Source organism: Pseudodesulfovibrio sp. (assembly GCF_028692895.1).
In the GTDB taxonomy this organism is placed as follows: domain Bacteria; phylum Desulfobacterota; class Desulfovibrionia; order Desulfovibrionales; family Desulfovibrionaceae; genus Pseudodesulfovibrio.
Window position 1 is genome coordinate 1 of sequence record NZ_JAQUWN010000093.1, and the last position, 10,838, is coordinate 10,838.

Annotated in this window: 16 protein-coding genes; 9 read left to right on the forward strand and 7 right to left on the reverse strand. The window is 68.2% G+C overall.

The features are described from left to right. Positions 1-717, forward strand: a 717-nt coding sequence (locus PHP91_RS15845; RefSeq protein ID WP_300142951.1) for a transporter substrate-binding domain-containing protein, incomplete at its 5' end; no start/stop codon positions are given. 33 nt (positions 718-750) lie between these two features. Beyond that, positions 751-1,509 (forward strand): acyl-ACP thioesterase domain-containing protein, encoded by a 759-nt coding sequence (locus PHP91_RS15850; protein ID WP_300142954.1) that lies wholly within the window; start codon positions 751-753, stop codon positions 1,507-1,509. Positions 1,510-1,625: 116 nt separating this feature from the next. Here PHP91_RS15850 and PHP91_RS15855 read toward each other — a convergent pair whose 3' ends face one another. The 6 genes from PHP91_RS15855 to PHP91_RS15880 all read right to left on the reverse strand — a co-directional run bounded on the left by PHP91_RS15855 (position 1,626) and on the right by PHP91_RS15880 (position 6,726). Beyond that, positions 1,626-2,639 carry an HD domain-containing phosphohydrolase gene (locus PHP91_RS15855; protein WP_300142957.1) on the reverse strand — a complete coding sequence of 338 codons (1,014 nt, stop codon included), beginning with the start codon at positions 2,637-2,639 and terminating at the stop codon, positions 1,626-1,628. Between the two features lie 188 nt (positions 2,640-2,827). Continuing rightward, entirely contained in the window at positions 2,828-3,808 is a 981-nt protein-coding gene (locus PHP91_RS15860) for a helix-turn-helix domain-containing protein (RefSeq protein ID WP_300142960.1), read from the reverse strand. A gap of 19 nt (positions 3,809-3,827) precedes the next feature. Continuing rightward, entirely contained in the window at positions 3,828-4,763 is a 936-nt protein-coding gene (locus PHP91_RS15865) for a tetratricopeptide repeat protein (protein WP_300142963.1), read from the reverse strand. A gap of 101 nt (positions 4,764-4,864) precedes the next feature. Then, positions 4,865-5,626, reverse strand: a complete 762-nt coding sequence (locus tag PHP91_RS15870; RefSeq protein WP_300142966.1) for a hypothetical protein — start codon at positions 5,624-5,626, stop codon at positions 4,865-4,867. Next, entirely contained in the window at positions 5,610-6,176 is a 567-nt protein-coding gene (locus PHP91_RS15875; protein WP_300142969.1) for a glycogen-binding domain-containing protein, read from the reverse strand. Before PHP91_RS15875 ends, PHP91_RS15870 begins: the two co-directional genes overlap by 17 nt. Next, entirely contained in the window at positions 6,166-6,726 is a 561-nt protein-coding gene (locus PHP91_RS15880) for an RNA polymerase sigma factor (RefSeq protein ID WP_300142972.1), read from the reverse strand. Before PHP91_RS15880 ends, PHP91_RS15875 begins: the two co-directional genes overlap by 11 nt. A 146-nt stretch (positions 6,727-6,872) precedes the next feature. On the opposite strand from PHP91_RS15880, the gene PHP91_RS15885 reads away from it, so the two are divergent. The 5 genes from PHP91_RS15885 to PHP91_RS15905 are packed head-to-tail and all read left to right on the forward strand — an operon-like array spanning position 6,873 to position 9,588. After that, positions 6,873-7,394, forward strand: a complete 522-nt coding sequence (locus tag PHP91_RS15885) for a nitroreductase (protein ID WP_300142975.1) — start codon at positions 6,873-6,875, stop codon at positions 7,392-7,394. Beyond that, positions 7,394-8,014, forward strand: coding sequence for an MBL fold metallo-hydrolase (locus PHP91_RS15890; protein WP_300142978.1), 621 nt, complete (start codon positions 7,394-7,396; stop codon positions 8,012-8,014). The genes PHP91_RS15885 and PHP91_RS15890 overlap by 1 nt, the downstream gene beginning before the upstream one ends. Positions 8,015-8,066: 52 nt before the next feature. Beyond that, positions 8,067-8,261, forward strand: coding sequence for a hypothetical protein (locus PHP91_RS15895; protein ID WP_300142980.1), 195 nt, complete (start codon positions 8,067-8,069; stop codon positions 8,259-8,261). Continuing rightward, a complete protein-coding gene (locus tag PHP91_RS15900; RefSeq protein WP_300142983.1) occupies positions 8,258-8,863 on the forward strand; it encodes an NAD(P)H-dependent oxidoreductase in 606 nt (201 codons plus the stop codon). Before PHP91_RS15895 ends, PHP91_RS15900 begins: the two co-directional genes overlap by 4 nt. 5 nt (positions 8,864-8,868) lie before the next feature. Next, on the forward strand, positions 8,869-9,588 hold the full coding sequence (locus PHP91_RS15905) for a ComF family protein (protein ID WP_300142986.1): 720 nt from the start codon (positions 8,869-8,871) through the stop codon (positions 9,586-9,588). 25 nt (positions 9,589-9,613) lie between these two features. On the opposite strand, the gene PHP91_RS15910 is transcribed toward PHP91_RS15905, so the two are convergent. Then, positions 9,614-10,024: a hypothetical protein gene (locus tag PHP91_RS15910; protein WP_300142989.1), complete on the reverse strand. Its 411-nt coding sequence runs from the start codon at positions 10,022-10,024 to the stop codon at positions 9,614-9,616. Between the two features lie 139 nt (positions 10,025-10,163). Here PHP91_RS15910 and rplU point away from each other — a divergent pair, with 139 nt between their 5' ends. Further along, on the forward strand, positions 10,164-10,475 hold the full coding sequence (gene rplU, locus PHP91_RS15915; protein ID WP_300142992.1) for a 50S ribosomal protein L21: 312 nt from the start codon (positions 10,164-10,166) through the stop codon (positions 10,473-10,475). 19 nt (positions 10,476-10,494) lie between these two features. Next, on the forward strand, positions 10,495-10,764 hold the full coding sequence (rpmA, locus tag PHP91_RS15920; RefSeq protein ID WP_300142995.1) for a 50S ribosomal protein L27: 270 nt from the start codon (positions 10,495-10,497) through the stop codon (positions 10,762-10,764). The last annotated feature ends 74 nt before the right edge of the window (positions 10,765-10,838 follow it).

Sequence of the window (10,838 nt, forward strand, 5' to 3'; positions counted from 1 at the left end):
GCCCCCACCCTGGCCATGGCCGCCGACAACACCACCGTGACCTGCGGCTGGAACGCCGCCTTCCCGCCCTTTTCCATGGAAAAGGATGGCCAGGTCACCGGCATCCTGGTGGACTGCATGAACGAGCTGCTGGTCAAGCGCATGGGCCTGACCGTCCGCCACCAGGCCGGGTCCTGGCCCGCCGTGCAGGACATGGCCCGCACCGGCAAGGTGGACGCCCTGTGCACCAACCCCACGAACCCGCGGCGGGAATTTCTGCTCTTTTGCGAACAGCCGGTGGTGGAGAGCCTGCCCGCCCTGTTCCGGGCCAAGAACAACCCGCGCGCGGCCGAAATCGACCGCATAGCCTCGCTGGAGGGGCTTCGGAACTTCCGCCAGGTGGACTACGCGGGCAACGGCTGGGCCCGCAAGACCTTCCCGCCCGAGCAGAAGATCACCTGGGTGGACACCCCGGCCGACGCCCTGGCCATGGTCGCGGACGGCCGGGCGGACATTTTCCTGGGCAACAGCCTGGCCGCCATGTACGTCATGGGCCGCCATGGACTCAAGGGCAAGCTCCGCGCCCGAGAGCTGGCCGTGGGCGAGCCGTCGAGCTTCCATTTCGGCCTGCGCCGCGACTTTCCCGGAGCCAAGAGCCTCATCGAGCGGTTCTCCGAGGCCTTGGACCACGCCGTGTCTCAGAACGTCATCGGCGACATCATCATGCAATACATGTAGACGGCCCGCGCCGCCCCGCTCCGAGGCCATCCCATGCACGACGCCCCGCTCATATTCGAACACGCCTACGACATCCGCTCCTACGAACCGCGCTCCGACGGCCTGGTGGCCGTCACCGCCATCTGCGACCAGCTCCAGGACGTGGCCTCGCGCCATGCCGACTCCCTGGGCTTCGGCTTCAAGGACCTGCGCACCACCGGCCATTTCTGGATGCTCGTCCGGCTCCACCTGGTCATGGACCGGCTGCCCGGCTTCGGCGAGACCTGCCGCGTGCAGACCTGGCCCTCGGGCAACGAGCGGCTGGTGGCGGGCCGCGACTTCCTGGTCCACGACGCAACGGGGCGCATCGGCCGGGCCACCAGCCACTGGGTGGCCGTGGACCTGGAAACGCACAAGGCCTGCCCGCCCGACGAAGTCCTGGACCGCCGCTGCATCCCGGACGCCGAACGCGCCCTGGTCATGCCCTCCGGGGCCATCCCCCGCCTGAAGGATGGGACGCGCGAGACCCTGGTCACGGCCCGCCGGTCGGACCAGGACATCAACAACCACGTCAACAACGTCCGCTACGTGGAGTTCTGCCTGGAGGCCGCGCCCGAGGCCTGGATGGCGGGCCGCCGCTGCCTCGCCCTGGAAATCCAGTTCAAAAACGAGGCCCACGCCGGGGACATCCTCGTCTCGACCTGCGCCGAGGCCGGGGAGGAGGACGGGACGCCCGTCCTGCTGCACGCCCTGCGCCGCCAGGGGGACGACAAGGAGATCGTGCGCATGCGCTCCTGGTGGAAGGAGATCTAGCTCCCCCCCGGCGCGGCCGGGCGATCATTTCGACAAAAAACGGGCCGGAGGCGCAACGCTGCGCCTCCGGCCCGTTCCATTTTCCATGATGCGGCGAACCGTTGTACGACGGCCCGTCAGGCCGCCTGATTCAGATACTCGCTCACGCCCTTGGTGACCAGGACGGCCAGGAGCTTGGCCAGGGTGGGGTCGAACCGCTCGCCGTCCTTGAGCAGGAGCAGGGCGGCCTGCTTGAAATCCTTGGCCTCGCGGTGGGGCCTGATGCTGGCGATGGCGCAAAAGGCGTCGGCCAGGCCGCAGAGGCGGCCGGGCATGGTCAGCCCCTCGCGCATGATCCGGTTGGGATACCCCGATCCGTCCACCCGCTCGTGATGCTGGGTCACGCACTGCATGACCAGCGGGTCGCGCAGCTTGAGCCGGTTCAGCTTGCTCACCCCGGCGTCGATGTGGTTCTCCACGGAATCGCGGTCGCTGCGCAGGAACTTCTGCGGCTTGTCCAGGATGAACCTCGGCACGTTGGCCATGCCCAGGTCGTGCAGGATGAGCCCAAGGGCCAGGCTGACCAGGGTGGCCCGCTCATACTTGCCCCGGACCACCATGGTGAACAGGGCCAGCCCCACGAACATGGTGTTCACCGAATGGCCCGCCAGGTCGTATTCCGTGTGCAGGGAGCTGGTCAGGCGCTCCACCCTGACGGGATCGATCCACAGGTATTCCACCAGGATGGAAAGGTCCTTGGCCAATCCCCGGAGCGGCTCCTCGGTGGGCTGCTCCAAGAACTCGTTCATCCGGTCCCGCAGGGCGATGAAGAAAATCTCGGCCACCTCCTGCGGCGTGAAGTCCTCCTCGGTGAGGACCAGGCCGAGGTTCTTGCTCAGGTGCTGGGCGTAGACGCGGTAGTCGTCGCGCAGCAGGAACAGCGTGCCCTCGTTGGCGAATTCCGCCACTTCCTCCTGCCGCTCCTTGGCCAGCCGCGCCTCGGCGTCATGATACTTCTTTACCTGGGCCACGGCCGGATCGAAGCGATAAAGGGCCACTGGCGGCCTGAACTTCGGAAAACTTTCCAATATGTTGGGGCTGATCTGGAGGTAGACTTCCGCCAGATCGCCGCTTTGACTCTGGGCGTTCATACCCCATTGCATTACCTGCATTTCTTTATTTTGTGAAGATGTTCCCCATTATTTGCCGCCCGAAAAAAACTTCCCGTCCCGGCCGGGGGCTCCGCCCGACGGCGGCAAAGGCGCTCCATCGGAACAAAAAATGGAGACCCGCCGGATGGCGGGCCTCCAAGAGAGGGAGGTGATCGAGTCTGTGAGAATCAGTTCTTGCCGTGGCCGCCGCCATTGCCGCCGCCGTTGCCGCCGCCGTTCCCGCCGCCGTGGCCGCCGCCGTTCCCGCTGTTGCCGCTGCTGCCGCCGGAGCCCTTGCCGCTGTTGCCCCCGCCGTTGCCGTTGCCGTTGCCGCGTCCGCCCGAGGCGGAGGAGCTGGACGAGGAGGCGGAACCCTTGGCGCCGCTCTTGGCCGCGCTGGAGGCCCGGCTCAGGCCCACGGCCTTGTTGCCCTGGCCGCCGGAGACGCCGGGCGTGTCGGACACGCCGGTGCGGGTGTTGCGCGACGTGCTCTTGGACAGGCCGTTGGCCTGGCCCGCATGCGCGGCCGAGGCCACGGAGGCCTGGGCCTGGGAGGCAACGCCCTTGTTGGCCACCTGGGCCCTTTCGCGGTTCTTGAAGCCGAGGCCGACGGTGCTCGGATGCACGCCCAGCTCATGGGCGATCTCGCCCCAGCCCATGCCTTCGTCACGCATGGAGGCGATGGCGGCCACGTCCACGGACGCGGCCGACGCCACGGCCTCGTCGGCGGCGGTCTGCGCCTCGGCCAGTCCGGCCTGGGCGGCCGCCAGGGCCTCGGCGGCCGCGGCGATGGCCGCCTCGTCCGCAGCTTCCTCGGCCGCGGCCAGGGCCGCTTCGGCCTCGGACACGGCGGTCTGGGCCTCGCCCACGGCCGCCTGTGCCGCTTCCACCTCGGCGGCGGTCTCTTCGGCCGCCGCAGCCGCCGCAGCCTCGGCCAGTGCCTCGGCCTTGGCCGCCTGCGCCGGGTTGGCGAAGGAGGGCTCCGCATCGGCGGCGCCGTCGGTGGCGCCGTCAGTCGTGCCGTCAGTGGCGCCGTCAGTCGTGCCCTCGGTGGCGCCCGTATCGGTGGCGCCCTCGTCGGTCTGGGCGTGCACCCGGGCCGCGCACACGGCGGATATCAACACGAAACAGGCCAGCCCGGTCAGTATATGCTTCCAAACATTCTTCATGATCTCGCTCCTTGCGAACTCATCGCACTTGGGTGATGAACTGCACGGAATCATCGAGGGCATGGCGCTTGCCGCCCTCCTCGACGATCTCGGGACTGTCGAACCAGCTCAGGGGCAACCGGGCGGGTTCAACCCCGCGTCCGGACAGGATGTAGTCCCTGATCGTCAGGGCCATCTCCCTGGCTCCGGCCAGGTCACCCTTCTTGTAGGCCACCACGTTGAGCACCAGCTTCGGGTCCTCCTTCATCATGGCCTCGATGACGTGCAGCGATTCCTTGCTCTCCAGGGTCAGCTCCCTGGTCCACGGTTTGAACGCCATTGCCCGCAGGGTGACGTTGCGCCTGCCGATGATGAAGTTGCGGTAGCTGAAGTCCCCCAGCATGTTGAGTCGGACGGCGGCCCGCATGGCCAGGCTGCCGTCGGGGTAGTCTTCCAGGAACGTCCTGAGCGCTACGGCTTCATCCTCTTTCCTTCCCAGGCCCTCCAGGGCGACCGCCCGGTTGTAGAGGGCCTCGGGGTTATAGGGGTCCAGTTTCAGGACCGTGTCATACTGGGCCAGGGCCCTGGTCCAGTCCTTGTCGTCCGTGTATCCGTGGCCGAGATACAGATGGGCGGAAATGTGATTCGGGTCGATGGCCACCGCCCGCTCGTAGCACTTCCGCTCCTTGCCGTATTCCATGAGCGCCCAGTAGGCGACGCCCTTCCAGAAGTGGTAATCGGCGTTGTCGGGCGCGAGCCCGATGGCCTTGTCGAACCAGGGCATGGCCTTGGCGGGCTGCTCCATGGCCAGGTGGTAGCGGCCGATGTAATAGCACGCCCCGGCGTCGTCCGGGTGCTCGCTCAGCCAGGCCTGCTGGGCCTCGATCCCCTGGGGGTACTCCCGTTTCTCCAGGTAGTACGACCCGCTCTTGAGGGGCACCACGCAACCGGCCACGGCCAGCAGCATCCCCAGCATTGCAACCCCAATTCCGACGTGTCTCACCGAAAACTCCTTCCACATGCAGTTGATCGTCATGAACATATACGCCCGGCGAACGGCCGGGTCACAAAATTCGTCTATTGCCCGTCCGGCAGGCCGGAGAGGCTGCGCCCGGTGAAGCCGAGCCGGGTGACCACGTCGGTTACGGGCTTGCCGTCGCGCAGGGCCGCACGCGCCGCGTCGGCCACGGCCGCGTCGGCCAGCCCGCGACGCCGGGCCGCCAGGATGATCCGGACCAGGTAGCGATAGCCGTCGCCCAGGGTCCCGGCCTCCGCGCCCTGGCGGATGACGCCGAGGGTCAGGTCCGGCGGGAACCCCGCCTGCCCCTGATAGGAGACCATGGCCAGCCCGGTCAGGAAAGTCGGCTCCGGCAGCTTGCCGAAGGCCGCGAGATAGGCCGCGAAATCCGCTTCGGGCACGCCCATGGCCAGCCCCTCGCCCAGGACGACCAGATTCTCGGGGGATTCGCCCCCCCGGCCCGACGCCAGGAGCTCGCGCCCCCGGCGATAGTCCGCCACCCGCCGCGCAAGCACCTGCGCGATGCGCTCCGGCGGGACGTTCTTGGCCAGCCCCTCGGCCAGCTTGTCCTCGATGGGGGCCAGGGGCAGCCTGTCGGCGCAGGCTTCGAGCAGCGGGGCGAGCAGGGACCCGGCCCCGGCCTCGTCCAGGCTTCCCTGCGCCACGCGTGCGGACAGGGTGTTCATCACCTCGCCGGAAACGCCGCACCGCCGGGCCTGGCCGGCGGCGGCGGCGAAGCTCCCGCCCGCCAGTGCGGGGGTTGCGGCAAGCCAGGCCAGCAGCCCGGCCAGCACGAAAAAAGTGCTAAAGCGCCTGCTCATGGCCGCCGCCGACATAGACGATGGAATTGGTGTTGCCGAACCCGTCATCGCGCGACGCCTGGGCGCGCGGGTCCGGGACGATCCGCTTGCCGTCCACCATGAAGACGTATTCGTACTCGCCCTGGGGCAGCCGCGCCTCCAGCACCCAGGCCCCGGCGGCCGGGTCGTAGCGCATGTCGGACGTGGGCCGCCAATTGTTGAAGGAGCCGATGACGGCCACGGACGAGGCCGAGCGCCGGGCGTCGTAGAGCACGAACCGGACCGGCGAGAGCGCGTCGCGCTCCGGCAACGGCGCGGGGCCGGGCCGCAGGACCAGGAACAGGAGCCCGGCGGCCAGGACAAGCGCGGGCGCGGCCGTGAGCGGGGTGAAGGTCAGGGACCGGGGCCGGGTCAGCCACAGGCGCAGCCGGGTCCGGACCGGGACGCGCCGGGGCGGCAGGGACGCCATGACCCGCGCGGCGAAACCGTCGGGCGGGGACTGCTCGGCCATGGTCCGGACGGACCGCTCTATCTCTTCGTTCAGACGGGACGCGCGTTCCTCACTCTGCATCGGACGCCTCCTCAAGTTGCTGTCGGACCAGTTCCAGTCCACGGCTGACGCGCATCTTCGCGCCGCTCACCGTGATGTCCAGGGCCTGCCCTATCTCCTTCATGGAAAGATCGTGGCGAAAACGGAGAATCAGGGCCTCCCGATACTTGGGGGCCAGGCCCATGACCTTCTCGAAGGCCAGGGCTCCGTCCATGCGCCGGGACGCGGCCCGCTCGGCGTCCTCGCCCCCGTCGCCATGCTCCATGACGGCCGGGTCCTCCATGAACACGTGCAAATCCCGACCGCTCTTGCGCATCCAGTCGCGGACCACGTTCAGCGCCAGGGAATAGAGCCAGGGAAAAAATCGGTTGCCGGGCCGGAAGGTCTCCAGCCGCGTGTAGGCGCGGACAAAGGCCTCCTGCGCCAGGTCGGCCGAGACCTCGAAGTCGCCGGTCTGGCGCAGCATGAGGTTGAAGACCGGCCCCTGATAGCGGCGGACCAGCGTCTCGAAAGGGCGGGGGTCGCCCCCCAGCACCTCGCGTATCAGCTCCGTTTCCGTGCTTTCTCCCATTCACCATTTCCTTGCGCCCCGCCCGGGCGGGGCTGACTCAACTGCAATCACATATACGACGGCCGGGCCGAAAGGGTCACACACACTTGCCCGCCACGTCGCCGTAGGCTACATTGGGCGTCGGATAGTTCAAGGAGTATAACACGATGTCCACCGACGACAATCCCGTCCTGCGGGCCATCCGCGACCGCCGCTCCATCCGCCGCTACACGGACGAGCCGGTCGCCGACGCGGAACTGACCGCCATCCTCGAAGCGGGCCGCTGGGCCCCCAGCGGGCTGAACAACCAGCCCTGGCGCTTCCTGGCGGTCAAACGAGGCGACCCGCGCCACGAGAGGCTGGCCGGGTGCACCAAGTACCCGCACATCGTCCGGGACTCGGCCGCCTGCATCGCCGTGCTGCTGGAAAAGGAAGCCATGTATTCAGAAATCAAGGACCGCCAGGGGGCCGGGGCCTGCATCCAGAACATGCTCCTGGCCATCCACGCCCTGGGGCTCGGCGCGGTCTGGCTCGGCCAGATCATCAACGACCAGGCCCTCTCGCTGGACGCCCTCTCCCTGGACCCGGCCCAGTACGAGCTGGAGGCGGTCGTCGCCCTCGGCCATCCGGACCAACGGGGCTCCTCCGACCGAAAACCCCTTTCCGACCTGCTCTTGGAGAAACTGTAATGGAACTGCTGACCTTTCCCCTGGGCCCGCTCCAGACCAACTGCTACCTCCTGGCCGGGGAGCGCGAGGCCGTGGCCGTGGACCCCGGCGGCGACCCCGCCCCGCTGCTCGACCACCTGCGGGCGCGCGGCCTGGCCCTGACCCACATCCTGCTCACCCATCTCCACTTCGACCACACCTACGGGGCCCGCGCCCTGGCCGAGGCCACGGACGCCCCCCTGCTCTGCGGCCGGGCCGACAAGGAACTGCTGGAGAACTGGCTGGGCATGGGCGGCAGCATGGGGTTGCCGCCGGTGGACGAATACGCCCCCACCTTCATCGAGCCGGGCGCGCACCGCTTCGGCGGGTTCGACTGCACGGTCTTCACCACGCCCGGCCACTCGCGGGGCAGCCTGACCTTCCATTTTCCCGAGGCCGGGGCCGCCTTTGTCGGCGACCTCATCTTCTACCGCTCCATCGGGCGCACGGACTTTCCCGGCGGCGACCTGGACGAGCTCAGGCGCTCGGTGCGCGAGCACATATTCACCCTGCCGCCCGAGACCGTGCTCTACCCCGGCCACGGCCCGGCTACCACGGCGGGCGAAGAGCACCTGCACAACCCATACTTCCAGGGGGAATGAGATGGCCGAGCCGATCCGCATCGACCTGCGCGACAAGTGCTGAGGCGTGGGCATGGAGGTAGGTTGGTACCTCCGTCTGGGCAAGGCCGACCGGATAGAGGCCCTGGTCTCCCCCAAGGGGGAGCCGCAGGTGCTGCACGAGTCGTACATCTTTCCGGATTGGTCCTTCGAGTTCGAGAACCGGGGCGATCACGTCCTGGCCGTAATGACGCGCAAGCAGCCGCTTTTTGACCGGGAGCAGGAATGACCGGAGCCGTGATCTACACATGCAGCCACCGCAGGGGCGGCAACTCGGACCGGGCCGCCGCCCTCCTGGCAGAGGGCGTGCGCGACGCCGGCGGCGCGGCCGAGATCCTGCCCCTGCGCGACTATGAGATCCAGCACTGCCTGGCCTGCGGGTTCTGCGACAAGCACACCGACAAGCGGGACCGCGACCGCTGCGCCCTGGGGCGCAAGGACCAAGCCTGGGAGGCCTTCGCCCCCCTGTTCACCGCCCGGACCGTGCTCCTGGCCTCGCCCGTCTATTTTTATCACCTGCCCTCGCGGCTCAAGGCGTGGATCGACCGGGGCCAGCAGTTCTGGACCGCCCGCAGGGGCGGCGAACCGTGGGTGGCCGACCTGCCCGAGCGCGCGGTCCGCGCCGTGCTGGTGGCCGGGCAGCCCGGCGGGGAGAAGCTCTTCGAAGGTGCGCGCCTGACGCTCAAGTACTTTTTCCGGAATTTCAACCTCACCCTGGCCGATCCCCTGGCCCTGCGCGGCCTGGACGGCCCCGGCGACCTGCGGGCCCGGCGGGAGTTCGAGGAGGCGGTGGCCGAGCTGGGCCGCGCCGCCTGGCGGGAGAGCGCCTGACCACCATGCTCGACCGGCTGCGCACCCTGGCCCGCAGGGCCGGACTGGCCGCCACCCGCTGCCCGGCCTGCGGCGCGCTGGCCCACGGCGAAGGGCCGCTCTGCGAGCGCTGCGCCGAGCGCCTCGCCCCGCGCACCGGCGGCTACTGCCCGGTCTGCGGCGAAATATTCGGCGACGACAGCGCCGTCCCGGCGGTCTGCCCCGACTGCCTGCACGAGCCGCCGCCCTGGGACCGCCTGGCCTTTCACGCCGTGTACGCGGGCGGGCTGCGCGACCTCATCCTCCATTTCAAATTCAACGGCGGCTACGGCCACTCGCGCCTGCTCTCGGACCTGGCCAAAGGCGCGGCCGCCCGCCACCTGACCGAGCCCGTGGACGGCGTGGTCCCGGTGCCGCTCCACCGGCGCCGGCTGGCCTGGCGCGGGTTCAACCAGTCGTCGGAGCTGGGCCGGGCCGTGGCCCGCGGCCTGGGCGTCCCCCTATGGAACCGCGCCCTCGAACGCACCCGGTATACCCAGCCCCAGACCCGGCTGGACCACAAGGAGCGGCAGGCGAACATCAAGAACGCCTTCGCCGCCGACACGGCCGCGATGCGCGGCAAGCGGGTCCTGCTGGTGGACGACGTCTACACCACGGGCGCGACGCTCCGGGAATGCGCCCGCACCCTGAAGCGGGCCGGGGCCGCCGGGGTGGACGTGCTGGTCCTGGCGCGGACCATGTCCTGACAGGCTGTTGAAAGGCGACGGTCCGCTAATTGGCCCGCTGCACGTCCCAGTGGAAGGTCACGCCGTCGAATCCGCCGCTCGGGGTGAACCGCTTCTCGAACGGGATGGGCCGGTCCGGCCCCCGGCACGGGACGGGAAAGGAGAAGGAGTCGGCGACGGTGACGTCGCGCAGCAGCTCCACGCTGATGACGATGAAGTCCAGGTCCTCGTTCACGGAAAGCCCGCGGGGAGTGGCCGTGCCGCGCAGCAGGCAGGTCCCGGAGGGGTCGAGGTCGATCTCGTAGACCAGGTCCATGTCCGGGGTCTCGATCTCGTCCCCGCAGGGAAAGGACCCGCAGCGCAGGACGTCGGGCACCGGCGCGTGGCGGGTCCCGTGGGGCGTGCACCCGGCGAAGAGGAGCAGCATAAGCAGCAGCGGCAGCGTGATTTTGAGCATGAAATCCCCCTTGTTCGGAGCCGTGTAGCAGAGGCCGGGCCGACTGGCAAAAAAAAAGGGAAAAAAAGTCATCCGGGACTTGACTTCCCGGCCTAGTTGCGGCTAGGTTGCCTCCTCTTACGAATTGGAGGTTTTCACTATGTTCGCTATCATCGAGACCGGCGGAAAACAGTACCGCGTTGAAGAAGGTCTTGAACTCAATGTAGATTTGCTCCAGGCCGAAACCGGCAACACGCTGAACATCGATTCCGTGCTGCTGGTGGACAAGGACGGCGACACCAAGATCGGCGAGCCCTTTGTCCAGGGCGCCTCGGTGGAATGCGAAGTCCTGGGCCACATCCGTGGCGACAAGGTCGTGGTCTTTCACAAGCTGTCCAAGAAGGACGCTCGCAAGACGCAGGGCCACCGCCAGGATTACACCCAAATCAAGGTCAAATCCATCACGGCCTAGCGCCTGAAGGGAGGATACAATGGCTCATAAGAAAGCTGGTGGTAGTTCCAGAAACGGTCGTGACAGCGCCGGACAACGGCGTGGCGTGAAGCGTTTCGGCGGCCAGGAAGTGGTTGCCGGCAACATCCTCGTCCGCCAGGTCGGTTCCTCTTTCCACGCCGGTGAAGGCGTGGGCACGGGCAAGGACTACACCCTGTTCGCCCTGCGCGACGGCGTGGTCAAGTTCGAGAAGTACACCCGCAACAAGGTCGTCAAGACCCGCGTGCACGTACTTCCGGCCGAAGCCTAGTCCGAGACACATTTACCCGCATTTCCGGGGGGAGGAGTTCGAAAGAACTCCTCCCCCTTTTTTTGTTGTTGCGG

Bases quoted from the DNA above. Each gene is read 5' to 3' on its own strand.
- rpmA (WP_300142995.1), top strand. From the start codon at position 10,495: ATGGCTCATAAGAAAGCTGGTGGTAGTTCCAGAAACGGTCGTGACAGC.
- PHP91_RS15885 (WP_300142975.1), top strand. From the start codon at position 6,873: ATGTCCACCGACGACAATCCCGTCCTGCGGGCCATCCGCGACCGCCGC.
- PHP91_RS15865 (WP_300142963.1), bottom strand. From the start codon at position 4,763: ATGCTGGGGATGCTGCTGGCCGTGGCCGGTTGCGTGGTGCCCCTCAAG.
- rplU (WP_300142992.1), top strand. From the start codon at position 10,164: ATGTTCGCTATCATCGAGACCGGCGGAAAACAGTACCGCGTTGAAGAA.
- PHP91_RS15870 (WP_300142966.1), bottom strand. From the start codon at position 5,626: ATGAGCAGGCGCTTTAGCACTTTTTTCGTGCTGGCCGGGCTGCTGGCC.
- PHP91_RS15910 (WP_300142989.1), bottom strand. From the start codon at position 10,024: ATGCTCAAAATCACGCTGCCGCTGCTGCTTATGCTGCTCCTCTTCGCC.
- PHP91_RS15890 (WP_300142978.1), top strand. From the start codon at position 7,394: ATGGAACTGCTGACCTTTCCCCTGGGCCCGCTCCAGACCAACTGCTAC.
- PHP91_RS15875 (WP_300142969.1), bottom strand. From the start codon at position 6,176: ATGCAGAGTGAGGAACGCGCGTCCCGTCTGAACGAAGAGATAGAGCGG.
- PHP91_RS15880 (WP_300142972.1), bottom strand. From the start codon at position 6,726: ATGGGAGAAAGCACGGAAACGGAGCTGATACGCGAGGTGCTGGGGGGC.
- PHP91_RS15900 (WP_300142983.1), top strand. From the start codon at position 8,258: ATGACCGGAGCCGTGATCTACACATGCAGCCACCGCAGGGGCGGCAAC.
- PHP91_RS15855 (WP_300142957.1), bottom strand. From the start codon at position 2,639: ATGAACGCCCAGAGTCAAAGCGGCGATCTGGCGGAAGTCTACCTCCAG.
- PHP91_RS15905 (WP_300142986.1), top strand. From the start codon at position 8,869: ATGCTCGACCGGCTGCGCACCCTGGCCCGCAGGGCCGGACTGGCCGCC.
- PHP91_RS15895 (WP_300142980.1), top strand. From the start codon at position 8,067: ATGGAGGTAGGTTGGTACCTCCGTCTGGGCAAGGCCGACCGGATAGAG.
- PHP91_RS15860 (WP_300142960.1), bottom strand. From the start codon at position 3,808: ATGAAGAATGTTTGGAAGCATATACTGACCGGGCTGGCCTGTTTCGTG.
- PHP91_RS15850 (WP_300142954.1), top strand. From the start codon at position 751: ATGCACGACGCCCCGCTCATATTCGAACACGCCTACGACATCCGCTCC.